The following is a 22,807-nucleotide window of genomic DNA, read 5'->3' as shown; positions in this document are numbered from 1 at the left end:
GATTCAGGGCAGCGCCTTCAGTGCAGCGGATCACTGATCACCAGCACCGAGATGCTCAGGCGTCGCATCAGCCCTCCCATGCGGCCGCCGGCGGGAATGGGCAGGCCGGCCACCAGGCGGCGCTGGGACCGCAGGATCACCAGGTCGTGGCTGCGGGCGGCGTCCTCGATGCTGGTTTCGATGTTCTGGTCGGGCCGGATGTCCACCTTGATCGCCACCGAGACCGCCTGGCCCTCGGCGCCGGGCTGCCAGCGGGCCAGCTGGGCCTCCACCTCAGCCCGCTGCTGGCTGCTCTGCCCCAGGTCGGGCACGTGCAGAAGGGTGATGCTGCCGCCGAGGGCGGCGGCCAGCCGCTCGGCCAGCTGAAACTGCTCCAGGGCGCCGGCGGTGACGTCCTTGATCGGCACCAGCAGCCGCTTCAGGCTGGCGGGATCGCGGCGCAGACCGGCCACCACCACCGGGCAGCTCACCTGGCGGCAGGTGGCCTCCACCAGGTCGCCGAACAGCCACTGGCCGAACCTGCCGGGGCGGGCCAGGCCCATCAGCACCAGGTCACTGGCCTGCTCCATCGCCACCCGGGCGATGCCGGCGGCCACATCGCTGTCCACGCGCAGCAGGGGCTGGCAGGGCACCTGATCGGCCTCGGCGATCGAGCTGGCGCTCTGGAGCAGCTCCCGGGCCCTGGCCAGGCTCGCCGCCATCGCCAGGGGGCTGGCGTGGCCGGCCTCCGCCTGCCGCGGTGACACCACTGCCAGGGGCAGCACCAGGCCGGGATCCTCGGAGGAGCCCCCGATCAGCAGCCCGGCCAGGGCGAACAGCCGCGCCTCGCTGCTGGGGTTCGACACCGGCAGGAGCACCCGCAGCGAGCGCCGCACCAGGGCCAGGCGACCGGCCCCCTCCGCGGTCAGCGACGCGGCGGTGGCCTGGGCCAGCCTGGGGATGGCCTGGGCGGTGAGGGCAGGGCCGAGGGTGGCGGTGACCACCATCATCGCCAGCACACTGTTGAGCACCGCGGCGTCGAAGAGGCCGGCGCGAAACCCCACGAAGGTGGCGGCCAGGGTGGCCGCCACCTGGGGCAGCGACAACGACCACAGGGTGAGCACCTGGGTGCTGTTGTAGCGGTAGATCCGGCCGGCCCAGAGGGCGGCGAGCCCCTTGGTGGTGATCAGCGTGGCGATCAGGGCGATCGCGAAGGGGCTGCCCAGGATGGTGCTGAAGAAGGTGGGCAGGTTGAGCAGCAGCCCCAGGTCGATGAAGAAGATCGGGATGAACAGGGCGGCCCCCACGAACACCACCTGCTCCTTGACCCTCCCTTCCGGCAGGACGCGGTTCACGGCCAGGCCGGCCAGGAAGGCCCCCACGATCTTCTCCACGCCCGCCAGTTCAGCCCCCAGGCCGGCCACAAACAGGGTCAGCAGCACGGCTACGAAGAGCTGGCTGTCGTTGTTGACGCTGCGGCGTACCAGGCCCGTGCCCAGCTGGGTGATCGTGCCCACCAGCAGCAGGGCGAACAGGGCCACCTTGCCCAGCAGCAGGGCCACGGCCGGCGCTGAGAGCTCCCCGCGGCTCAGCCCCATGCAGAGGGCGAGCAGCAGCAGGGCGGCCAGGTCGGTGAAAATCGTGCCGCCGATGGCCACCACCACCGACTCTTCCCCCACGGCGCCGTAGCTGCGCACGATCGGATAGCCCAGAGGGGTGTGGGAGGCGAGCACCGAGCCCAGCAGCACGGCGCTCAGGGGCGCGTAGCCGTAGGCCAGGGCCAGGCCGGCCCCCCCCAGCAGGGGCAGGCTGAAGGTGAGCAGGCCGAACTGGAAGGAGCGCTGGCGGATGCGGGCGAATTCGGCCAGATCGATCTCCAGTCCTGCGATGAACAGCAGGTAGATCACGCCGATGTCGGACAGCAGCCCCACGGTGGGGCCCTCGGTCTGCAGCCACCCCAGAGCATGGGGGCCGATCAGCACGCCGGCGGCCAGCAGGCCCACGAGATCGGGCAGCCGCAGCCAGCGGGCCAGGGGCGGAACCAGCACGCTCAGGCTGAGCAGCAGGGCGAACACCGCCAGGGGCGATCCGTGCAGGAAGGCGGCCATGCCGCTGCTGGGGGGCATGGCTCAGGGGCTCTGCCGCCGCAGGGCGCTCTTCCAGCCGGCCAGGTGGCTGGCGGCGGCGGAGCGGGCCAGGGTGCGGGCGGCGGGCAGGGCCGGCTGCAGCTGAGCCGAGCTGAAGGGGGGCAGGGAGCGGCTGCGCAGCCAGGCGCCCCAGCGGAACTCGTGGAAGGGGATCAGGGGTGCCGGCTCGATCACCCCCTCCTTCTTGAGGCGCCACACGAGGCTGCGGAAGGGGTCGTCCTGCAGGCCCAGCAGCTGGTCCGGCAGCACCGAGGCAGGCAGGGGACCGAGGCCGCGGCCGTCATAGAGGTACAGCCAGCCGAGGCCCAGCAGGTGCTGGAGCACCGCGGCGCGGTCGGCCGTGGGCAGATCCAACACCACATAACCAAAGGCGGTGGCGGCGGGGTCGAGCTCCAGCAGGGCCCTGAGGCGGTGGTGGCGATCCACCATCCACACCTCCCCTGCTCCACTGCGGACCAGGGGCACAGGCTTGGTGCCCAGGTAGCGCTGGCGTTCGCCGCGGTCTTCAGCCTGAAAGTCGTTCTGGCGGCTGCGCACTTCGGCCATGCCCACGCAGAGCTGGGTGGGCCGCAGGCTGGCCACAGGCAGCTCGATCAGGGGTGTGTCCGGCCGGGGTGGGGGCAGCTGCTGATAGGGGGGAAGGCGCAGCGCCATCGGCGAGGACGGACCGGATCAGTGCCATCCTCGCCTGGAAAGCCGCCGTGACCATCCTGTGGCGCCGGAAGGGCCTCAGCCCTGGCTCAACAGGGTGCCGAGGCCGATCTGGTGCAGGATGCCCTGGCCGGTGATGGCTTCGGTGAGCACGCCGATCACAAAGCCGAGCATGGCGGCGCGGCCGTTGAAGCGCTCGGCCCGCTGCAGCTGCTCGGCATGGATCTGGGCAGCGGCGGCGTTCAGGAACCAGCGCTCGTCGGCTTGGGGGGAGGAGGACGTCATGGGAGCCATGGCAACGATGGGCCAATGTTACGAATCAATGCAGGATCTTGACCACTAATGGGTTTTGATCTGCTTATTTTTGGCCTTAGCAGCGCTGATCGGTTCGCCCCGGGCCCGCCCCTCCTGCGTCCTGCCGCTCAGCTCGGAGGCCCAGCAGGGCCCGGCTGAGGCGGCGATAGGGTCGTGACAGGCTTCCGTTGCCATGAGTTCACAGGCTTCCGCTTCGTTTCTGGCCGATGCCACCCTCACGGCCGGGGGCCGTTCCCTCGGGGTGCTGGTGTGTGGCCATGGCAGCCGCAACCGCCTGGCGGTGGCCGAGTTTGCCGCCCTGGCCGAGCAGCTGCAGCAGCGGCTGCGGCCGCTGCCCCTGGAATACGGCTACCTGGAGTTCGCCCGGCCGATCCTGCGCGACGGTCTGGAGGCCCTGCGCCGCCGCGGTGCGGAGCACATCCTGGCGGTGCCGGCGATGCTGTTTGCGGCGGGCCACGCCAAGAACGACATCCCTTCGGTGCTCAACACCTACGCTGCAGAAACCGGACTGCGCATCGACTACGGCCGGGAGCTCGGGGTGGATCGCCGCATGATCCAGGCCGCCGGGGCCCGGATCCGGGAGGCCCTCGCCAGGGCCACCGGCTCTGTGCCCCTGCAGGACACCCTGCTGGTGGTGGTGGGGCGCGGGTCGTCCGACCCCGATGCCAACTCCAACGTGGCCAAGGTCACCCGCATGCTGGTGGAGGGCTTTGGTTTCGGCTGGGGCGAAACGGTGTACTCAGGCGTCACTTTTCCCTTGGTGGAGCCAGGCCTGCGCCAGGCGGTGCGACTGGGCTACCGCCGGGTGGTGGTGTTTCCCTACTTCCTTTTTTCAGGGGTGTTGGTGAGCCGGATCGTGCAGCACACCGAGCGCGTGGCGGCCGATCATCCCGAGCTGCAATTCATTCAGGCCGCCTATTTAGGTGACCATCCCCATGTGCTCGACACCTTCGAGGAGCGGGTGATGGATGTGGTGCGGGGCGACACCGCGATGAACTGCTCCCTCTGCAAATACCGGGCCCAGGTGCTCGGCTTTGAAACGGATGTGGGGGCGCCGCAGCACAGCCACCACCACCATGTGGAAGGGCTCACGGATGGCTGTGACCTGTGCGAGCGCGAATGCACCGGAGCCTGTCAGCCCGATGGGGTTCCCATCCCCTTGGGGGCCGCGGCCAGCGAGCACGGCCATGGCCATGGCCACCACCACCACCCCGTCTACCCCCACGCCGACCACCCCCTGGGCCCCCGCACCCTGCGCTCCGGTGGCGCGACGGCGTAGCCAGCCGCACCTGGCGCAGTTGTCTCGCGTGGGAGCTTCGCGGCTCCAGGCCCCCAGATCAGCAAGGCTGATCATTGAAGCCTTTCCCCATGTTTCGGGGCTTTTCCCCAGATCCGCAGGGGGTTTTCCCCAGAACGGTGCTCCCGATGACCGTTGCGGCGGGGGTGCTGGGGATTTCGGCGATCTGTTCAGCGTCGTCTTGACACCGTGGCGCTGGGGCGCTCCCGGGTCGCCGGCTGTTGGTTCAGCTGATCAACAGCTGCTGCGCGGCAGCAAGTCTCAGCCTTGAACGCCCTGCCGTGGTCAGGGCGCCCCGGCTTTGACGAAGGCTCGGGGATGTGGCGTACTGAGCCCCACTGCCGCAGCGCTGATGCCGATGGACTTGACCCCTCCCCCTGCCCAGGAGCCTGAGGCTGGTGATGGCGCCAGGGGAGAGTCCGCGACGGTGCTGGAGAGCGAGGTGGCGGATGTGGTGTTCAGCGCGCTGCAGCGCTTTCTCGCCACCCACCCGGGCTGGAATCAGCATGGCCTCACAACTTCGGCCCTGGCCACATTTCTGTTCCAGAACGGTTGCACCGATGCCTGCGTGCAACAGCACTACCTGAACAGTTTGTTCCTGCTCTGAGACGCAAACACGACGCCCACTCAGAGCGTCCACTCCGAGCCAGCCGCGCCGAGCGAAGCAGCAATCGCCCATAAAAAAAGAGCGAAGGCGCCAACCTTCGCTCTCGTTCTCCCTTGCCCGACCCGGTTAAAGGTCGCCCCGCCATTGTGCGGACCAGTGGCCTCAGCGGTTGTGCCAACAGACACAGGATCTGCTCTGCTGTGGCTGACTCCTGACGCAGGGGCTTCAGATGTTCCCCCCGGCACCGGGGTCAGTCCCCCCGGCGCAGTCGCCTGGTGGCGGCCTCGCAGGCCCGCCAGGTGATCGCCATGGCCGTGAGGGTGGGGCTCTGCCAGCCGGCGCCAGGCCAGCAGGCCCCATCCACCACCAGCACATTGGGGGCGCGCCAGCACTGGTTGAAGGCATTCACCACCCCCTCCTCCTCCCTGGCGGCCATGCGGGCGCCGCCCAGTTCATGGATGTAGTAGCCGGGGGGCGCGGCGCCCTGGCCGGTGGCGTGGCTGGAGCGGATCCAGGGCTCCAGCAGCGGCAGCACGAACAGATCCTCCAGCGGACGGATCGCGCCCCCGGCCGCGGCCACCACGGCCTCCATGCGCTGCTGCATATGGGCCACCATCGCGCCTTCATTCGGCCCCCAGCCCATGGAGATGTGCGGCGTCGGCAGCCCCCAGGCATCCACCTGATCGCCGTTCAGGCTGACCCGGTTGTCAGTCCGGGGCAGCACCTCGCCATGGCCGATCAGGAAGCCAACGGCCTCACCGCGGCGTCGCTGCAGCAGGCTGGGCGGATCGAAGCGCTGCACCGCCGCCCAGAGGCCGTAGCCGCGCTGGAAGCCCTCCTGGCTGGCCCCATCCAGGTTCACGGTGTTGGGGATGAAGCAGCTGCCGGCGCCGGAGAGCTCGGCGGGTTCAGGGGGCGGGGCCAGGCCGGGCACCGAGAAGAAGCGGCTGCTGGACACGTGGTCCATCAGATAGTGCCCCAGGCTGCCGGAGGGATCGATCAGCCCGCCGCGCCTGCAGGCCTCGCCGGAGTGCAGCAGGATCCGCAGCGTCTCGATCGTGGAGGCGCACAGCACCACCAGCGGCGCCTGCAGCTCCTGCCGCTCGCCGCTGTGACTGTCGACCACCACGACCCCGCGGGCTCGCTCCTGGCCCGGCTCCATCACGAGGTGGCTCACCAGGGTGCCGCTGCGCACCACGGTGCGGCCAGTGGCCACGGCCCGGGCCAGGGTGCTGCCGGGGCTCGATGAGCGGCACCAGCCGGGGCCGCGGTGAAGGTTGAAGCCCCGGGAGTGGATCAGGGGCAGACCCAGCTCGCGGCCGATCGCCTGGCGCAGGTGCTGTTCGCCCGGGGTGAGGGGCAGGGGATCGAGGAACTGGCCGTCGGGGAGCTGGGGCAGGCCGTCGGCCCGGCCATGCACCCCCAGCAACCGCTCCAGGCGGTCGTAGTAGGGCGCCAGATCCGGCTCGTCGATCGGCCAGCTGGGCCCTTGGCCATCGCGTTCACCGGCCTTGAATTCGTAGCGGCTCAGCCGCAGGGTGATGCCCCCCCAGGTGAGGCTCTTGCCGCCCAGCTGGCGGCCGCGGGTCCAGAGAAAGGGGCGGTCGGGCGGGGTGGAATAGGGGTTGAGGCGCTCGTCGGCGAACAGTTCGGGGTTGTGCTTCCAGTAGCCGGGGTGGTGGGCCTGCAGGCGCTGCCGACCGCTGGCGAGGTGGGCGAGCCGCCGCAGGCTGTTGAGCGGCTCGGCGCCACGGGCACGGGCGGCGCCCAGTTCCGCCCCGGCCTCGAGCACCAGCACCCGAAGTCCGGCCTCCGCCAGCACCATGGCGGCCACCCCCCCGGTGGCGCCCGATCCCACCACGATGGCGTCAGGGCGCTCGGTCATCGGCCCGGGTTCAGCTGCCGGAGAGGCTGGCATCCAGACGGATCAGGCTCTGCAGCAGCACATTCACGCCCTGTTCGCACTGCTCCGGCGTGGTGTACTCGTCGGCCGAGTGGGACACGCCGTCGCGGCTGGGCACGAAGATCATGCCCATGGCGGTGAGGCGGCCCAGCTCCTGGGAGTCGTGGCTGGCGCGGCTGGGCAGGTGGGTGTGGCTCAGCCCCAGCTGCTGGCAGCTCTCGGTGATCAACGCCTGCACCATCGGATCGGCGGGGCTGGGATCCACCACGAACTGGGGCGTCATCGCGATCCGGGTGCGGCTGGCCACGGCGATGTTCTCGATCTTGCGCTCCAGGTGGGCGCGCATGTGGTCGATCACGCTGTGGGAGAGGTCGCGCATGTCGAGGGTGAACTCCACCCGTCCCGGCACGATGTTGGCGGCATTGGGCCACACCTGCAGCTTGCCCACCGTGGCCACCGGATCGCCGGGGAAGTGGAGGGCCATGTCCTCCACCGCCAGGATGATCTGGGCTGCTGTGGTGAGGGCATCGCGCCGCATGCCCATCGGCGTGGTGCCGGCGTGGTTGGCCTGGCCGGTCACGCTGATCGTGTAGCGCTGCTGGCCCACAACGCCCTCCACCACGCCGATGTCCTTGCCCACGGCCTCCAGTACCCCCCCCTGCTCCACATGCAGCTCCACGAAGGCGGCGATCTCGCCGGGCGCCCGGCGGGCGCTGGCGCGGTGCTCCCAGGAGCCGCCGATGCTGGCCAGGCCCTCCTGAATCGGCACCCCCAGGGCTGTGGTGTAGGCGCTGGGGTCGTCGGAGGCGCGGCCCACCAGGTTCTTGCAGCCCACCATGGTGCTCTCCTCATCGGCGAACACGATCAGCTCGAGCGGGTGCTGCAGGCGCTGGTTGTGCTCCGCGAGCACCTGCACCACCTCCAGCCCGGCGAGCACCCCGAGGGCTCCGTCGTAGTGGCCCCCCTCTGGCACCGTGTCGATGTGGGAGCCGGTGGCCAGCACTGGGGCCGTGGGCTGGAGGCCCTCGTAGCGGCCGATCATGTTGCCGGCGGTGTCGATCCGCACCGCCATGCCCGCCTGCTCCATCCAGCCCTGCACCAGGGCGCGGGCGGCGCGGTCTTCATCGCTGAAGGCCAGCCGCCGCACGGCCCCGGAGGGCACCCGGCCGATCGTGGCCAGGGCTTCGAGGTTGAGGGCCAGGCGCTCCCCGTCGGCCCGCAGCGCCAGCAGCGAGCTGACCGCCGCCAGGGAGGCGGTGTCGCTGCCGAGATGGCCGTTGCTGAGAGAGCCTGAGCCCAGGGGAGCGGCGCTAAGCTGAGTCATGGAAGGGACCGTATCGGCTGAGGAGAATCGGCTGATCAGGGTGCGGACGATCCCGTTGATCGACTCGGCCGGGGGCGGGTCTGATCAAAGGTGCCGTTAGGCACAAACTCACGGACCAGGATCGTCAATCATCACCAGAACCTAATTCTCCGCACCATGCGTGGTGGGCCTCCATGGCTCCCATCACGTCCTACCCACCCACCCGCGATGACCTACTCGATCGTTGCCTGGGATCGCCCCACCGGGATGACCGGGGTGGGCGTTGCCACCCGCCACCTGGCCGTGGGTTCCCTCGTACCCCATGCCCGATCAGGCGTGGGAGCTGTGGCCACCCAGGCCAGCACCAACCCCTACTTCGGTCCCTGGGGGCTTGACCGGCTGGAGCAGCTTCAGCTGCAGAGCGGCGGTGAGCTGGGCGCCGAAGCGGTGCTGGAGTCGCTGCTGCAGGACGATCCGGGTCGCGACGGCCGCCAGGTGCACCTGGTGGACAGCCAGGGCCGCACCGCCGCCTGGACGGGCCCTGACTGCGCCGGCCTGGCGGCCCATCGCTGCTACCCGGGCTTTTCGGTGGCGGGCAATTACCTGGCCTCCGAGCTGGTGCTGCTGGCGATGGCCGAGGCCTACATGGCTGCTGAGCGCCACGGCCTCGCCCTGGAGGAGCGCCTGATGGCGGCCCTGGAGGCCGCTGAAGCCCACGGCGGCGACTACCGCGGCCGTCAGTCGGCGGCCCTGCTGGTGATGCACCAGGAGAGCTACCCCCACATCGACTTCCGGGTGGACCATCACCCCGAGCCGCTGCTGGCCCTGCGCGAGATCCTGGCCGAAACCAGCGAGACCTATTACAGCGGCTTCCGCGCCACCCTGCCCACCACCCTGGGGGTGGCCCAGACCGCCGAGCTTCCGGCGGCGGCGGCAGCCGTGGATACGGCTCAGCCACCCGACATGCCGATCAGCGCATAGGCCGGCTCCGCCTGATCGGCGGCGCCCGGTCGCCAACCCAGCCGGTCGGCCAGTTCCCGGGCCTGGGCCGGCACATCGGCGGCCACGAACAGCTGGTGCATGATCTGCACGCCGATCAGGTGATTGATCACGGCGTCGAGCTGCACCCGCGTTGCCGGGCTGGTGGCGGGATCGTCGTGGCGGGCGAACAGTGCCGCCACCCCGGCTGGATCCAGCAGCCCCGCCTGCTCGATGGCCTCAGGGCTGAGGTGGCGGTCGGCCAGCACCTGCATGGCGGCGCGCTTCTCGGGGTCGGCGTGGGCCGGTGGGGCCATGAAGGCGAACTTCTCGCGGCGGTAGAGCTGCTCGGGCAGCAGGCCGCGCATGGCCTCCCGCAGCACGTACTTCTCCGTTTTGCCCTTGATGCGCAGCTCCGGGGGCACCTGCACCGCCACAGCGGCCAGATGGTGATCGAGGAAGGCGGGGCGCGCCTCCATGGCGTGGGCCATGTCCACCCGGTCGCCGCCCCAGGTGAGGATCTGCCCCTCCAGCATCGTCTTGATCCACACGTACTGGGCCCGGTCGAGGGCATGGCGGCCCTCCAGCTGGGAGGCATCGAGGGTGGCGGCGATGGCGGCCCCGGGCTGGTAGCCCGTGCAGGCCTGGCGGTGCTGCGGTGCCAGCAGATCGGGCACCAGGGGGGCGCAGGCCAGCCAGGGCTGCAGGCAGCTGGGCGTGAAGCCCACCACAGCCTCCAGGGCTGGATCGTGCACCTGCTCCTCGGCCAGCATCGCCCCCTGCACCAGCTGATTGGCCTCCTGCAGCAGCTGCTCCCATTCCTGGCGATCCGCCTCCGGCAGGTCCTGCAGCCCATGCAGAAACATGTCGCGGCGGAAGGCGGGATAGCCCCCGAACAGCTCATCGGAGCCCTCGCCGGTCATCACCACCTTGTAGTGGGAGCGGTTCACCTCGCGGCTCATCAGGAACTTGGCCACCGCCAGGGTGTTGTAGATCGTGCGCTCGGTGTGCCAGATCGTGGCCTCCAGATGGCCATAGAGCTCGTTGCCGGAAAGCCGCATCACCAGCTGATCGGCGCCGGTGGCCTCGGCCATCGAGGTGGCGATCGGGGTTTCGTCGTAGCGGCTGTCGTCGAAGCCGATCGTGAACGCCTTCACCGGGTTCTGGCTCACCGCGGCGGCCAGGCCCAGGATCGAGCAGGAGTCGATACCGCCGGAGAGGTAGCAGCCCACGGGCACATCGGCCACCATCCGCACCTCCACCGCTTCCAGCAGGGCCTGGCGCACCGCGGCGATGTGGTCGGACTCGCTGCGGCCGGCATCGCGCTCGCCGCTGCGGGGGAAATCCACGTCCCAGTAGGGCTGATCCTCGATGCTGAAGCGGCCGTCGCGGCGGCGCACCGTGAGCACGTGGCCGGGTTTGAGCTGGTGCACCCCCTCGAAGGCCGTGGTGCCCGGCACCATGGTCTGCATCAGCTGGTGAAACAGGCCTTCGGAGCTGAAGCGCCGTTGCACACCGGGATGGGCGAACAGCACCTTCAGCTCGGAGCCGAACACCAGGCCCTCCTCGGTGAGGGTCCAGTACTGGGGCTTGACGCCGAAGCGGTCGCGCACCAGGTAAAGCGTGTCGAGGCGGCTGTCGAACAGGGCGAAGGCGAACTCTCCGCGCAGCAGCGGCAGGCTGGCTTCCAGGCCCCGCTGCTGGTAGAGCCGCAGCAGGATCTCGGAATCACTCTTGCTGCTGAAGTGATGGCCCTGGGCCGTGAGTGAGGCCCGGATCGCCTGGAAGTCGTAGAACTCACCGTTGTGGGCCATCAACAGCTGGCCGTCCTCAGACACAAACGGCTGGCGGCCGCGGTTGGCATCGAGGTCGATGATCGAGAGGCGGGCATGGCAGAAGCCCACGCCCTGATCCGGCAGGCCCCTCACCCCGAAGCCATCAGGGCCGCGATGCACCTGGATCGCCGCCATGTTGACGAGCACCTGCTCGTCGATCGGCTGCTGGGGCTGGAGTTGGAACACTCCCCCGATGCCACACATAGACTGTCTCCTGGATGAAATCTCGAAATGCTGAACGTGAGGGGATCGGCCTGAACGGCGCACCCGCTGGACCTCAGATGATGTCCATCACCTGGTCTGTGCGCTCCACCATGCAGGTGAGCAGGGCCATGCGGATGAACACGGCACCGCGCGCCTGGGAGAAGTACCAGTTGTGGGGGGTGCCATCGAGACAGGTGCCCAGCTCCGCTCCCCTTGCCAGGGGGTGGAGGATGATCGCCTCAGGCCGGTAGGACAGATCGGCGGTGAGGTGGAAGCTGCGGCCGTGCACCTCGTAGTTGTCCCCCACCCAGGCGATCGCATTGATGTAGATCACATCGAGGTCTGGAACGGCGGCGCTGAGATCGTCGCTGGTGAGCACCTTGATGCCGGCCTGCTCAAGCTCCTCCCGCTGGCCTGGATCAAAGTAGCTCTCAGCTTCGCCGGGGTCGATTCCCGGCTCGTGAAAGAGCACCAGCTCATCGATCATCTGAGGGAACTTGGTGAGGATGCGCAGCAGTGATCGCACCGTGCGCATGCGCTTCGGGATGCCCACGATGCCGATGCGGATGCGTTGATCGGTGGGCACATCCTTCTCCACCAGCTGGGGACGCCACTTGAAGATGGTGTAGAGGTCGGCCATGGCCTGAGTGGGGTGCTCATCGATGCCATTGCCGGCATTGATGATCGGAATCCGCAGCGATTCGGTCATCTGGTAGATGGCCTCAGCGTTGGTATCCCGTAACACCACACAGTCGCCATAGTTGTTGAACATCTCCGCCACATCCCGCAGCGATTCCCCCTTGGCGATGCCGGTGGTGCTGCGATCCGTGATCGTGATCGTGTCGCCGCCCAGCCGGTGCCAGGCGCTGTCGAAGGAGAGCCGGGTGCGGGTGCTGGGCTCGTAGAAGGCGTTGATCAGGATCTTGCGCTGCAGCGGGCTGTTGAAGCGGATGTAGCGCTCGGGGTTGCTCTCGAACTTCGCCGCCAGCCGAAACACCTGCAGCAGCGAGTTGGCGCTGTACTGCAGCGTGGAGATCACATGCTGGTTCATCAGATCGCTCAGCGCCCCGCCGTGCTCGCGGATCTGCTCGAGCAGGGCCTGTGGGTGGGCGTTCCCATAGACATCAGGACCGAGCCGATTGAAGTGGGGAGAGTGCATCGTCAAAGGTGATCCCGGGGGGCTGGGGATGTTGTGGTCGAACGGGGTGGAAGGCTCCATCTTCCGCCTCGATCGGGTGACTGACTGGAAAATCTTGTGTTTTCTGCAACATCGGAAGCGGCAGAAAGTAGCGGTATTTACCGTTTCCGAGGAGCTCGCGCTGACGGCCAGCCCGCTGCGTCGCTACCAGACCCGGCCATTGCGCCACTCCACAAACCAGATGCCCAGGATCACCAGCACGGCCAGCACCAGGCCGGCGATGCTGCCGTACACCACCAGGCCGAACCACCAGCCGGAGATCAGCCACGAGCCGGCCGGGGCGCTGGTGCTGAGCAGCAGGGAGGGAAACAGGGCCATGGCTTGGGGGATGGACACGACTCAGGGACTCTCGGGTTCGCCGGCCAGCTGGCGCCAGTCGTACTGCTCGGGCCAGTAGTGGCTGCCCAGGCCCATCACCAGGGCCGAGACGGCGGCGGACACCAGGGCGGCGCAGTAGGGGGCGATCAGCCAGTAGGCCAGCAGGCCGCTGATCGAGCCGAGCAGCATGGCGGCGCTGGCCGCCTGGCGGTTGGCCTGGCGCCAGTAGAGCCCCATGGCGATCGGCCAGATCGTGGAGGCCACCAGGGCGCCAGTGAACAGCAGCAGCTGGTACATCGAGGTCACGTACTGCCAGGAGAGCAGCATGGTCAGCAGTCCCAGGGCCACCACCACCCGGCGGGCGGCCTGGCGGATCTGCTGGTCGGTGGACTCGGGTCGCAACCAGTGGGCGATCACATCCTCAGCGATCAGATCGGCCGTGGCGGCGAGCAGGGAGTCGAGGGTGGAGGTGAGCGAGGCGAAGATGATCACGAACACCACCGCGGCGCCGCCGCTGCCGAGCAGCTGGGCCGTGACGATCGGGAACACCATGTTCACCTGGGGGATCTCGAGGTTCTGGGCCAGGGCCATCAGGGCGATGGCGCCCGTCACGATCGGCACCGTGACCCAGGCGAAGCCGCCGAGCACGAAGGAGCGGAACACCACCGAGGGGCGGCTGGCGAACACCCGCGACCACCAGATGTTGTTGTGGAACACCTCGCCCATGCTGAACAGCCCGGTGTTCCAGGCAAACAGCAGCCCTGCCGGCAGCAGCAGATTCAGGCGGCCGGGATGCTCGCTGGCCAGAGCCGTGTACACCTGATCGGTGCCGAAGCGGCTGAAGCCGAGCACGGCCACCAGCACCAGCAGCGCCATGATCAGCAGCGACTGGATGAAGTCGGTGCCGACCACCGCCCGCATGCCGCCGAACAGGGTGTAGGTGGTGGACACACCGATCACGCACACCATGCCGAGGCGGTAGTCGAAGCCCGAGAGCGACTGCAGCAGCAGGCCGGCTCCCATCCCCTGGGTGATCAGAAAGCCCAGGGTGTAGGCCATGGTGATCAGCAGGAACAGGGCCCAGCAGAGCCGCCCGTAGCGCAGCCGCACGAAGTCGCCGCTGGTGCGGGCCCGGGGCATCAGCCGCTTGATCCGCACCGCCAGGGGGGCGAACAGGAACAGCCCCAGGCCGGCGAGGGCGTAGCCGAACATGCCCCAGAGGCCGAGGGTGTAACCCACTTCCGGCGCCGCCAGGGTGGTGTTGCCGGTGACCCAGCTGGCCATCAGGGTGGCCGTGCTCAGGGCCAGGCCGATGTTGCGGCCGGCCAGCAGGTAGTCGTCGGCGTCGCCACTGCCGCGCCTGCCCCACCAGATGCCCAGGGCGATCCAGAGCACGGAGAAGCCCACCAGGAGCAGCCAGGCGGTGCCCGGCGCCAGCATCGCGTCAGTTGTCATGGGCGGAGGGCATCAACCGGGGTCATCGAAGGGATCGCGCTGGTGCCAGCGCCGGTGGCCCCGCAGCACCATCACCACCGTGGCCAGGGTCACCAGGCCGCCGAGCAAGAAGATCAGCAGGGCCCGTTGCAGCTCGGTCATGGCGCCAGCCTCCAACGCAACACAGCCTGAACACAAAAAAAGCCCCGGAAAACCGGGGCCTGTTGGAGAGCAAACAAGTGGTGGCGGGGGCGAGATTTGAACTCGCGACCTTCGGGTTATGAGCCCGACGAGCTACCAGGCTGCTCTACCCCGCGGCACCAGAGGAGTGTACCAGCCGGTGTCCTGCGCTACAGGCTGAGCTCAGTCGAAGCGCAGTTCGCCGCGCACGTCCAGCTTCAGATGGGGTGCCGGCTCCAGGAAGGAGCGGCGCAGCTCCTCCAGGGTCATCGGCGTCAGCCAGTCGAGCTGCTCGAGCAGGTGCAGGGCCACGGCGTGCTTGGCCCGCCCGGCGCCGTCCTCCACCTTGATCGCCACCCCCATCCCCTCGCCCACCCTGGTCAGGCACTGGATCCCCTCGGCTCCGCCCTTGCTGAGCACCTGGCCATGGCCCAGGCGCATGAGCTCGGTGTCGAAGCGGCCCTCGCCCGCCACCAGCTCCGGGTGGCTGAGCATCGCCCGGCTGAGCCGCTCCAGGTCGGGCTGGGCCCCGGCTCCCAGGTGGGCGTAGAGCAGGGCCATCTGGGCCAGCTGCAGTTGCAGGGTGGGGGCGCCGCAGTCGTCGCGGGCGGTGATCAGCTCAGCGGCGGGCAGGCCGAGCAGTTCGGCCACCCGCTTGAGCACCTCCTGCTGCAGGGGATGCTCCGGTTGCAGGTAGCCCTCCAGGGCCCAGCCCATGCGCCGGCAGGTGGCCAGGAAAGCGGCGTGCTTGCCGGAGCAGTTGTGCTCCAGGGGGCTGCTGCCGTGCTCGGGCACCGGGCTCTGCAGCTGCTCGGCCTCCACCTCGGCGCCCCACAGCAGCCGGAAGGCCTCGCGGGCATGGCTGGAGGTGCCGGCATGGGAGGCGCAGGCGATGGCCAGGCCCCGCTCGCCGCAGTTGATCTGGTCGGCGGTGCCGCTGGCCACGAACACCGAGGCCTGAAACGGCTTCAGGGCCGAGCGCACGAAGCTCAGCTGCTGGGGATCGCCGGCCCGCATCAGCACGCGGCCCCGGCCGTCGCACACCACCGCATGCACCCGGTGGCGGGATTCGGCAATGCCGTTGCGCAGCAGCCTCACTTCCAGGGGCGGGATGGAGCTGCGGGCCGATCCGCCGAAGCTGGGGGGCAGGGACATACGGGGAGGCGGTCGATCTGGCCGTGCTCAGAGAGCCTGACAGAGGCTCGCCCCCAGCAACATCAAGGTGGCCGCCAGGCCGATGGCCTGCTGCAGCCGGGCCAGGATCGGCCGCACCTGGTGCTGGGCCACGAGCAGATCCTGCTGCCGCCAGGACAGGGGCTTCTCCCAGACCTGGCCGTCGTACCAGCCGGACTCCTCGTAGTCCACCCGCTCGCTCACCAGGCGCCTGTGGATCGTGCTCCAGCCCAGCCACTGGCGCACCAGCAGCAGGGTGGGCAGGGCGATGGCGGCGGCCGCCCCTGCCACCACCATGCGGGCCGGATCGTGACGCAGCACCCAGCTGCCGCTGGCCACCAGCACGCTCAGCGGGGCCACCAGCAGCCAGCTGATCAGCAGGGGACGCATCAGGCCATCGAGGCTTTCAGCAGGCCAGGCGAAGAACCAGGAGCCGCGCAGCTCTTCGTACTGCCTGAGCGGGCGCTGGTCCGGCGGTACCGGGCAGGGCCCGAGCAGCTCCATGGTCACGCTCAGGCGTTGAGATCTGCAGCTGAGCCTACGAAGGGCACCTGTTCGCCGTGGCCCCAGAACGACTCCAGGTCGTAGTAGCTGCGTTCTGCCGGGGTGAGCACGTGCACGATCACCTCGCCGTAGTCGAGCAGCACCCAGCGGCCCTCGGCCTGGCCCTCGCGGCGCAGGGGCAGGCGCCCCTCCACCTCCTCGAGCCTGTCTTCCACGGAGCGGGCGATGGCCCGTACCTGCACGTCGGAGAGGCCGCTGCAGATCACGAACCAGTCGGCCAGGGACGACACCTCATCCACCCGGATCAGGCGGATGTCCACGGCCTTGCGGTCGTCGCAGGCGTCAGCCACCAGCCGGGCCAGGGCTTCGGTCTGGGGGTCGCGGGGGGAGTGGAGCGGGGCGGTGGCCTGGGCCGCGGGCACTGGCGCGGCCGGAGGCCATGGGGCGGCGTTGATCGGCTCAGCCATAGACGTTTTCACTCGTGACCGACTGCCGTGATCCCTGTTGCTGGGCCATCTCGGCCCGGGCCTTGCCGGCGCTCTTGCGCAGGGCTTCGAGGCGGTCTTCGTAGAAGGTGCGCTTCTTCTTCTTGCGGGTCTGCTCGGCCAGCTCCTTGAGGGCACCGCCGAGGCTCTTGTAGGCGTTGGGCAGGGTGTAGCCGAAGCGGCAGGCCAGATCGATCGCCCGCTCATCGGCGCTGATCGCATCCTGCAGCCGCTTTTCGGAGTTGTTCTTGAGGTAGAGCCGGTAGCCCGCGAAGCCCGACAGGCCCAGGGCCATCAGCAGCAGCAGACCATCCTGAACCCAGAGCTCACCGATGGCGCCGCCCAGGCCGATCGCCAGCGCCGCCATCTCCCAGCCGTCCCGGGGCACGGCGTCGTTCTGAACCCGGCCCACCTCGTGCCAGAACAGCAGGTTGCGGTGGTCGAGGGCGAGGCCATCCCAGGTTTCGAGGTCCACCTGGATCTCGATCTCATCGCGACCGATCTCCTCGATGGTGATCAGGGGAGGTTCAACCGAAGCTGCGGCTTCCACGAACACCCAGCTCTGCATTTCCGGAGGCAGCAGCCCCTTGAGGCGCTGGAGTTCGCTCATCGACAGGAATGGTCATCTGGAGAACATGCAGCCTAGCCACCATGGCGGCCTGGCTCGGTTGGCGCTGAACGTCAGGGGCCACCAGAGCATGAGAGCCTGATCGGGTTTGGCCGCCGACCACGCCCATGCCCCGCCGCACGGACCTGAAGCGGATTCTTCTGCTGGGCTCGGGACCGATCGTGATCGGTCAGGCCTGCGAGTTTGACTACTCCGGCACCCAGGCCTGCAAGGCGCTGCGGGCCGAGGGGTTTGAGGTGGTGCTGGTGAACAGCAACCCGGCCTCGATCATGACCGATCCGGACATGGCGGATCGCACCTACATCGAGCCCCTCACGCCCGAGGTGGTGGCCCGGGTGATCGCTGCCGAGAAGCCCGATGCCCTGCTGCCCACCATGGGCGGCCAGACCGCCCTCAACCTGGCGGTGACCCTGGCCGAGAACGGCACCCTGTCCGAGCACGGCGTGGAGCTGATCGGCGCCGATCTCAAGGCGATCCGCATGGCGGAGGACCGGCTGCTGTTCAAGGAGGCGATGGGGCGCATCGGCGTGGCCGTCTGTCCCTCCGGCATCGCCAACAACCTCGAGGAGGCGGAGTCGGTGGGCGAGGTGATCGGCACCTTCCCGCGCATCATCCGGCCGGCCTTCACCCTGGGGGGCAGCGGCGGCGGCATCGCCTACAACCCGGAGGAGTTCCGCTCCATCTGCAAGAGCGGTCTGGAGGCCAGCCCTGTCTCCCAGATCCTGATCGAGCAGTCGCTGATGGGCTGGAAGGAGTTCGAGCTGGAGGTGATGCGCGACACCGCCGACAACGTGGTGATCGTGTGTTCGATCGAAAATCTCGACCCGATGGGGGTGCACACCGGTGATTCGATCACCGTGGCGCCGGCCCAGACCCTCACAGACCGGGAGTACCAGCGCCTGCGGGACCAGTCGATCGCGATCATCCGCGAGATCGGCGTGGACACCGGCGGCAGCAACATCCAGTTCGCGATCAATCCCGCCAACGGCGACGTGGTGGTGATCGAGATGAACCCGCGGGTGTCGCGCTCCTCGGCGCTGGCCTCCAAGGCCACGGGCTTCCCGATCGCCAAGCTGGCGGCCCGGCTGGCTGTGGGCTACACCCTCGACGAGATCACCAACGACATCACCGGCGCCACGCCGGCCTGCTTCGAGCCCACGATCGACTACGTGGTGACGAAGATTCCCCGCTTCGCCTTCGAGAAGTTCCAGGGCAGCCCGGCGGTGCTCACCACCTCGATGAAGTCGGTGGGGGAGGCGATGGCGATCGGCCGCTGTTTCGAGGAGTCGTTCCAGAAGGCCCTGCGCTCCCTGGAAACCGGCCATGCCGGCTGGGGCTGTGACCGCCCTGATGCCAGCCCTGAGCCCGCCGCCCTGAACGCGGCCCTGCGCACGGCCACGCCGGAGCGGATCTTCGCGGTGCGCACCGCCATGGTGGCTGGCCTCGATGACGCCGAGATCCACCGCCTCAGCGCCATCGATCCCTGGTTCCTGGCCAAGCTGCGCGGCATCCTCAGCGCCGAGCAGCAGCTGCTGCGGGGGCGCAGTCTCGAGCAGCTGGAGGCCGGCCCCCTGCTGCGGCTCAAGCAGCTCGGCTTCTCCGATCCCCAGATCGCCTGGGCCACCGGCAGCGACCAGCTGGCCGTGAGGCGGCACCGCCAGGCCCTCGGGGTGAATGCGGTGTTCAAGACGGTGGACACCTGCGCCGCCGAGTTCGCCTCCCACACCCCATACCACTACGCCACCTACGAGCGACCGCTGGAGCGCATCGCCGCCGATGGCAGCCTGGCGGCGCTGCCCCCGGAGAATGAGGTGCAGCCCGAGAGTCGTCAGAAGGTGATGATCCTGGGTGGCGGTCCCAACCGCATCGGCCAGGGCATCGAGTTCGACTACTGCTGCTGCCACGCCTCCTTTGCCCTGCAGGACGAGGGCTTCGCCACGGTGATGGTGAACAGCAACCCGGAAACGGTGTCGACTGACTACGACAGCAGCGACCGCCTCTACTTCGAGCCGCTCACCCTCGAGGACGTGCTCAACGTGATCGAGAGCGAGAAGCCCACCGGCGTGATCGTGCAGTTCGGCGGCCAGACGCCCCTGAAGCTGGCCCTGCCCCTGCTGCGCTGGCTGGCCTCGGCCGAGGGCCAGGCCACCGGCACCCGCATCTGGGGCACGTCTCCCGAATCGATCGACACCGCCGAAGATCGCGAGCAGTTCGAGGCGATCCTGCGGCGGCTGGAGATCCGCCAGCCCCGCAACGGCCTGGCCCGCAGCGAGCCGGAAGCCCTGGCCGTGGCCGAGCGGGTGGGCTACCCGGTGGTGGTGCGGCCCAGCTACGTGCTCGGCGGCCGGGCCATGGAGGTGGTGTTCAACGCCCAGGAGCTCAACCGCTACATGGCCGAGGCCGTGACCGTGGAGCCCGACCACCCCGTGCTGATCGACCAGTACCTCGACAACGCCGTGGAGGTGGATGTGGATGCCCTCTGCGACAGCACCGGCACGGTGATGATCGGCGGCGTGATGGAGCACATCGAGCCGGCGGGCATCCACTCCGGCGATTCGGCCTGCTGCCTGCCGACGGTGAGCCTGGGGGAGGAGAGCCTCGCCACCATCCGCGCCTGGAGTCGCGATCTGGCCCTGGCCCTGAACGTGCGCGGCCTGATCAACCTGCAGTTCGCCGTGCAGCGCAGCCCGGACGGGGCGGAGCGGGTGTTCATCATCGAGGCCAACCCCCGGGCGTCCCGCACCGTGCCGTTCGTGGCCAAGGCCACCGGCGTGCCCCTGGCCAAGGTGGCCAGCCGCCTGATGGCGGGGCGCACCCTGCACGAGCTGGGCCTGAGCAGCGAGCCGCAGCCGCCGCTGCAGGCGGTGAAGGAGGCGGTGCTGCCCTTCAAGCGCTTCCCCGGTTCTGACAGCCTGCTGGGCCCGGAGATGCGCAGCACCGGTGAGGTGATGGGCCTCGCCGCCAGTTTCGGCATGGCCTACGCCAAGGCCGAGCAGGGGGCCGGCGAGAGCCTGCCCACCGGCGGCCGCGTGTTCCTCTCCACCCACGACCGCGACAAGCCGGCCCTGGTGCCCGTGGCCCGCGGCCTGGCCGACCTGGGCTTCGAGCTGATCGCCACCGCCGGCACCGCCGCGGTGCTGGCCCGGCAGGGCCTGGCGGTGGAGGTGATCCTCAAGGTGCATGAGGGGCGGCCCAACATCGAGGACGCGATCCGCTCCGGTCGCATCCAGCTGGTGGTGAACACGCCGATCGGCCGCCAGGCCACCTTCGATGACGCCTATCTGCGCCGGGCGGCCCTTGACTACGCCGTGCCCACCCTCACCACCCTGGCGGGAGCGCGGGCGGCCGTGGAGGCGATCGGGGCCCTGCAGAAGCAACACCTGACGGTGACGGCCCTGCAGGACATCCATCCGATGGCGAGGGTCTGAGCCAGCTCCGCCGTTCACCTGGGTAGCGTTGGGGCCCTGCGCCCATGCCCGTGACCGCCACCACCAGCTCCGCCAGCACTGCCGCCACGACGGCCAGCACGACTGTTGCCGCCATTCCAGAAGGCAGCGACTGCACCGCCGCCTTCCGCGCCGCCTACGAGAACCGCTACACCTGGGATCCCGGCTTCGCGGGCTACAAGGGCCGCTGCTCCTGGGAGCAGGCTGATCGCCGCGCCGAGGGCCATTTCAGCGTGGGCGCCGACCTCAAGGCCCAGGTGGAGGGCATCGCCGACGAGGAGATCCACAAGGCGATGGCCTCCCAGCTCTGGGAGGTGGCGATCCACCGGGTGCGCCGCAGCTTTGAGCAGACCCACGGCGCCAACACCTTCACGGCTGGCAGCACCGATGCCGTGGGCACCGAGGTGATCGTGGGCGGCAAGAACAGCGGTGACCGCTACCGCATCAAGGACGACGTGGTGACGATGGTGCACCGCCATATCCACGGCACGGTGGTGACGATCTTCACCGAGTCGGTGACCCACACCGGTGCTGGCTATCTGAGCCGCTCCTACACCAGCCAGTACGCCGATCCGGCCACCGGCGCCGCCCGCGGCGGCCTCAGCCGCTTCACCGACACCTTCGTGCCCCTCTGCGACGGGGGCCCCTGGGTGCTGAGCGAGCGGGAGGTGGCCACCGAGGCCCATGGCGAGACTCCGGCCAGCCGCCAGCTGTTCAGGTTTCTGGATCTTCAGGCCTGCTGAGCACGGCTGCGTTGCCCGAAGGCGTTGCCTGTGACACCATCCACGCACCACCGTGCGCTCCGCCTTGGGTATTCCCACCGCCCCTGTTGGCAACCCCCTGCCACTGGGGCAACTTCCCGTCGGCCTTGAAGACACGATCAGGGCCATCAACGCCCCGATCAACAACTTCGCCTGGGGCTGGCCCACGGTGACCCTGATTGCCCTCACCGGCCTGGTGATGATGGTGGGGCTGGGGTTCATGCCACTGCGGCGGCTCCCCTATGGCGTGCGCATGACATTGGGCCACGCCGGCTCCGCCAAGGACGGTGAGATCTCGCCGTTCCAGGCCCTGATGACCTCGCTCTCGGCCACGATCGGCACCGGCAACATCGCCGGTGTCGCCGGTGCCATCGCCGTTGGCGGACCTGGGGCGGTCTTCTGGATGTGGCTGATCGCCATCTTCGGCATCGCCACCAAGTATGCGGAGGCCGTGCTGGCCGTGCACTTCCGCGAGTTGGATCCCCTCGGCAACCATGTGGGCGGGCCGATGTATTACATCCGCAACGGTCTTGGCCCTGGCTGGGCCTGGCTCGGTGGCCTCTTTGCCCTGTTCGGCATGCTTGCCGGCTTTGGAATCGGCAACGGTGTGCAGTGCTTTGAGGTTTCGAGTGCTCTGCAGACCGTGGGGATCCCGCGTCTGGTCACGGGGGTGGTGCTGGGCGCGCTGGTGTTCGGTGTGATCATCGGCGGCATCAGCCGGATCGCCCAGGCCGCATCCGCTGTGGTGCCGACCATGGCCATTCTCTACGTGGTGGCCTGCCTCCTGATCATCCTGGCGAATGCTTCCGAGATCCCTGCCGCCTTCGGCACGATTTTCTCCAACGCCTTCACCGGCAAGGCCGCGGCAAGTGGCACCCTGGCCCAGGTGATCCTGATGGGCTTCAAGCGGGGCATCTTTTCCAACGAGGCGGGCCTCGGCAGCGCGCCCATCGCCCACGCCGCCGCCAGCACCCGCGATCCTGTGCGCCAGGGCACGGTGGCGATGCTCGGCACCTTCATTGACACGATCATCATCTGCAGCATGACCGCGCTGGTGATCATCATCACCGGTGCCTATGAAAGTGGTGAATCCGGCGCCAATCTTTCGATCAGTGCCTTCAACATCGGCATCGCCGGCAGCGGTTGGATGGTCACCGTGGGGCTTGTGGTCTTCGCCTTCACCACGGTGCTGGGCTGGAGTTTCTACGGCGAGCGCTGCACCGAATATCTCTTCGGGGTGAAGGCGATCCTGCCCTTCCGGCTGGTGTGGGTGGCGGTGGTGGTGATCGGCTCGGTGGCCGGCGACCGCGGCGCCGTCTGGGCCGTGGCCGATACCCTCAATGGCCTGATGGCGATCCCCAACCTGATCGGTCTGCTGCTGCTCTCCGGCACCGTGTTCCGGCTCACCCGGGCCTACCGCTTCGATGGGGAGGCCCGCAGCTGAGGGCGGGCCACCGCTGG

The 22,807-nt window shown here is 68.9% G+C and carries 20 protein-coding genes and 1 tRNA gene; 6 read left to right on the top strand and 15 right to left on the bottom strand.

Annotation, left to right across the window (positions count from 1 at the left end; genetic code table 11):
* Nucleotides 1–17 precede the first annotated feature (17 nt).
* The 3 genes from CyaNS01_RS09340 to CyaNS01_RS09330 form a co-directional block, all read right to left on the bottom strand.
* Nucleotides 18–2,105 carry a cation:proton antiporter gene (locus CyaNS01_RS09340; RefSeq protein WP_225875607.1) on the bottom strand — a complete coding sequence of 696 codons (2,088 nt, stop codon included), beginning with the start codon at nt 2,103–2,105 and terminating at the stop codon, nt 18–20.
* A gap of 3 nt (nt 2,106–2,108) precedes the next feature.
* The gene (locus CyaNS01_RS09335; protein WP_186696850.1) at nt 2,109–2,780 is read right to left on the bottom strand and encodes a ParB-like protein; all 672 of its coding nucleotides are present in this window, start codon (nt 2,778–2,780) and stop codon (nt 2,109–2,111) included.
* 75 nt (nt 2,781–2,855) lie between these two features.
* On the bottom strand, nt 2,856–3,062 hold the full coding sequence (locus tag CyaNS01_RS09330) for a chlorophyll a/b-binding protein (RefSeq protein ID WP_186696849.1): 207 nt from the start codon (nt 3,060–3,062) through the stop codon (nt 2,856–2,858).
* A 202-nt stretch (nt 3,063–3,264) separates the two neighbouring features.
* On the opposite strand from CyaNS01_RS09330, the gene CyaNS01_RS09325 reads away from it, so the two are divergent.
* Together CyaNS01_RS09325 and CyaNS01_RS09320 are read left to right on the top strand one after the other, a co-directional pair.
* Complete coding sequence (locus CyaNS01_RS09325; protein ID WP_186696848.1) at nt 3,265–4,371, top strand: sirohydrochlorin chelatase; 1,107 nt, start codon at nt 3,265–3,267, stop codon at nt 4,369–4,371.
* Between the two features lie 382 nt (nt 4,372–4,753).
* A complete protein-coding gene (locus tag CyaNS01_RS09320; protein WP_225875606.1) occupies nt 4,754–4,996 on the top strand; it encodes a DUF2811 domain-containing protein in 243 nt (80 codons plus the stop codon).
* 250 nt (nt 4,997–5,246) lie between these two features.
* On the opposite strand, the gene CyaNS01_RS09315 is transcribed toward CyaNS01_RS09320, so the two are convergent.
* Nucleotides 5,247–6,881, bottom strand: coding sequence for a GMC oxidoreductase (locus tag CyaNS01_RS09315; protein ID WP_225875605.1), 1,635 nt, complete (start codon nt 6,879–6,881; stop codon nt 5,247–5,249).
* Nucleotides 6,882–6,891: 10 nt separating this feature from the next.
* Complete coding sequence (locus tag CyaNS01_RS09310) at nt 6,892–8,223, bottom strand: Zn-dependent hydrolase (RefSeq protein WP_186696845.1); 1,332 nt, start codon at nt 8,221–8,223, stop codon at nt 6,892–6,894.
* A gap of 207 nt (nt 8,224–8,430) precedes the next feature.
* Between CyaNS01_RS09310 and CyaNS01_RS09305 the strand changes: the two genes are divergently transcribed.
* The gene (locus CyaNS01_RS09305) at nt 8,431–9,183 is read left to right on the top strand and encodes a DUF1028 domain-containing protein (protein ID WP_225875604.1); all 753 of its coding nucleotides are present in this window, start codon (nt 8,431–8,433) and stop codon (nt 9,181–9,183) included.
* Here the strand turns inward: CyaNS01_RS09305 and asnB are convergent.
* The 10 genes from asnB to CyaNS01_RS09260 form a co-directional block, all read right to left on the bottom strand.
* Nucleotides 9,153–11,219, bottom strand: coding sequence for an asparagine synthase (glutamine-hydrolyzing) (gene asnB / locus CyaNS01_RS09300; protein ID WP_186696844.1), 2,067 nt, complete (start codon nt 11,217–11,219; stop codon nt 9,153–9,155). The genes CyaNS01_RS09305 and asnB overlap by 31 nt on opposite strands.
* 73 nt (nt 11,220–11,292) lie before the next feature.
* Nucleotides 11,293–12,378 carry an aspartate carbamoyltransferase gene (locus CyaNS01_RS09295; RefSeq protein ID WP_186696843.1) on the bottom strand — a complete coding sequence of 362 codons (1,086 nt, stop codon included), beginning with the start codon at nt 12,376–12,378 and terminating at the stop codon, nt 11,293–11,295.
* A 183-nt stretch (nt 12,379–12,561) separates the two neighbouring features.
* Nucleotides 12,562–12,753, bottom strand: a complete 192-nt coding sequence (locus tag CyaNS01_RS09290) for a hypothetical protein (protein ID WP_186700885.1) — start codon at nt 12,751–12,753, stop codon at nt 12,562–12,564.
* A gap of 3 nt (nt 12,754–12,756) precedes the next feature.
* Nucleotides 12,757–14,190, bottom strand: coding sequence for an urea transporter (locus tag CyaNS01_RS09285; RefSeq protein WP_186696842.1), 1,434 nt, complete (start codon nt 14,188–14,190; stop codon nt 12,757–12,759).
* A gap of 12 nt (nt 14,191–14,202) precedes the next feature.
* The gene (locus tag CyaNS01_RS14790) at nt 14,203–14,331 is read right to left on the bottom strand and encodes a hypothetical protein (protein ID WP_255460020.1); all 129 of its coding nucleotides are present in this window, start codon (nt 14,329–14,331) and stop codon (nt 14,203–14,205) included.
* Between the two features lie 78 nt (nt 14,332–14,409).
* Nucleotides 14,410–14,486 (bottom strand) — tRNA-Met (locus CyaNS01_RS09280).
* A gap of 46 nt (nt 14,487–14,532) precedes the next feature.
* Nucleotides 14,533–15,504, bottom strand: coding sequence for an asparaginase (locus tag CyaNS01_RS09275; protein WP_186696841.1), 972 nt, complete (start codon nt 15,502–15,504; stop codon nt 14,533–14,535).
* Between the two features lie 27 nt (nt 15,505–15,531).
* The gene (locus tag CyaNS01_RS09270; protein ID WP_186700572.1) at nt 15,532–16,026 is read right to left on the bottom strand and encodes a CGLD27 family protein; all 495 of its coding nucleotides are present in this window, start codon (nt 16,024–16,026) and stop codon (nt 15,532–15,534) included.
* A gap of 8 nt (nt 16,027–16,034) precedes the next feature.
* Nucleotides 16,035–16,493: a ribosome silencing factor gene (gene rsfS / locus CyaNS01_RS09265; RefSeq protein WP_225875603.1), complete on the bottom strand. Its 459-nt coding sequence runs from the start codon at nt 16,491–16,493 to the stop codon at nt 16,035–16,037.
* Nucleotides 16,486–17,121, bottom strand: coding sequence for a DUF3318 domain-containing protein (locus tag CyaNS01_RS09260; RefSeq protein WP_186696840.1), 636 nt, complete (start codon nt 17,119–17,121; stop codon nt 16,486–16,488). Before CyaNS01_RS09260 ends, rsfS begins: the two co-directional genes overlap by 8 nt.
* A gap of 125 nt (nt 17,122–17,246) precedes the next feature.
* Between CyaNS01_RS09260 and carB the strand changes: the two genes are divergently transcribed.
* From carB to CyaNS01_RS09245, 3 genes are all read left to right on the top strand, one after another.
* Nucleotides 17,247–20,567 carry a carbamoyl-phosphate synthase large subunit gene (carB, locus tag CyaNS01_RS09255; protein WP_186696839.1) on the top strand — a complete coding sequence of 1,107 codons (3,321 nt, stop codon included), beginning with the start codon at nt 17,247–17,249 and terminating at the stop codon, nt 20,565–20,567.
* 44 nt (nt 20,568–20,611) lie between these two features.
* Complete coding sequence (locus CyaNS01_RS09250; RefSeq protein WP_186696838.1) at nt 20,612–21,328, top strand: DUF3386 domain-containing protein; 717 nt, start codon at nt 20,612–20,614, stop codon at nt 21,326–21,328.
* 97 nt (nt 21,329–21,425) lie between these two features.
* Complete coding sequence (locus CyaNS01_RS09245) at nt 21,426–22,790, top strand: alanine/glycine:cation symporter family protein (RefSeq protein ID WP_370561820.1); 1,365 nt, start codon at nt 21,426–21,428, stop codon at nt 22,788–22,790.
* The last annotated feature ends 17 nt before the right edge of the window (nt 22,791–22,807 follow it).

This window comes from Cyanobium sp. NS01, from assembly GCF_014280235.1.
Classification (GTDB): domain Bacteria; phylum Cyanobacteriota; class Cyanobacteriia; order PCC-6307; family Cyanobiaceae; genus NIES-981.
Note: the sequence above shows the minus strand (reverse complement) of the source record. Positions and strands in the feature narration are given on the sequence as shown.

Coding starts and splice junctions, on each gene's coding strand:
- CyaNS01_RS09270 (WP_186700572.1), bottom strand. CDS start 16,026: ATGGAGCTGCTCGGGCCCTGCCCGGTACCGCCGGACCAGCGCCCGCTC.
- CyaNS01_RS09330 (WP_186696849.1), bottom strand. CDS start 3,062: ATGACGTCCTCCTCCCCCCAAGCCGACGAGCGCTGGTTCCTGAACGCC.
- CyaNS01_RS09335 (WP_186696850.1), bottom strand. CDS start 2,780: ATGGCGCTGCGCCTTCCCCCCTATCAGCAGCTGCCCCCACCCCGGCCG.
- CyaNS01_RS09275 (WP_186696841.1), bottom strand. CDS start 15,504: ATGTCCCTGCCCCCCAGCTTCGGCGGATCGGCCCGCAGCTCCATCCCG.
- rsfS (WP_225875603.1), bottom strand. CDS start 16,493: ATGGCTGAGCCGATCAACGCCGCCCCATGGCCTCCGGCCGCGCCAGTG.
- CyaNS01_RS09295 (WP_186696843.1), bottom strand. CDS start 12,378: ATGCACTCTCCCCACTTCAATCGGCTCGGTCCTGATGTCTATGGGAAC.
- CyaNS01_RS09260 (WP_186696840.1), bottom strand. CDS start 17,121: ATGAGCGAACTCCAGCGCCTCAAGGGGCTGCTGCCTCCGGAAATGCAG.
- CyaNS01_RS09340 (WP_225875607.1), bottom strand. CDS start 2,105: ATGCCCCCCAGCAGCGGCATGGCCGCCTTCCTGCACGGATCGCCCCTG.
- CyaNS01_RS09285 (WP_186696842.1), bottom strand. CDS start 14,190: ATGACAACTGACGCGATGCTGGCGCCGGGCACCGCCTGGCTGCTCCTG.
- CyaNS01_RS14790 (WP_255460020.1), bottom strand. CDS start 14,331: ATGACCGAGCTGCAACGGGCCCTGCTGATCTTCTTGCTCGGCGGCCTG.
- CyaNS01_RS09310 (WP_186696845.1), bottom strand. CDS start 8,223: ATGACTCAGCTTAGCGCCGCTCCCCTGGGCTCAGGCTCTCTCAGCAAC.
- carB (WP_186696839.1), top strand. CDS start 17,247: ATGCCCCGCCGCACGGACCTGAAGCGGATTCTTCTGCTGGGCTCGGGA.
- CyaNS01_RS09250 (WP_186696838.1), top strand. CDS start 20,612: ATGCCCGTGACCGCCACCACCAGCTCCGCCAGCACTGCCGCCACGACG.
- CyaNS01_RS09305 (WP_225875604.1), top strand. CDS start 8,431: ATGACCTACTCGATCGTTGCCTGGGATCGCCCCACCGGGATGACCGGG.
- asnB (WP_186696844.1), bottom strand. CDS start 11,219: ATGTGTGGCATCGGGGGAGTGTTCCAACTCCAGCCCCAGCAGCCGATC.
- CyaNS01_RS09315 (WP_225875605.1), bottom strand. CDS start 6,881: ATGACCGAGCGCCCTGACGCCATCGTGGTGGGATCGGGCGCCACCGGG.
- CyaNS01_RS09325 (WP_186696848.1), top strand. CDS start 3,265: ATGAGTTCACAGGCTTCCGCTTCGTTTCTGGCCGATGCCACCCTCACG.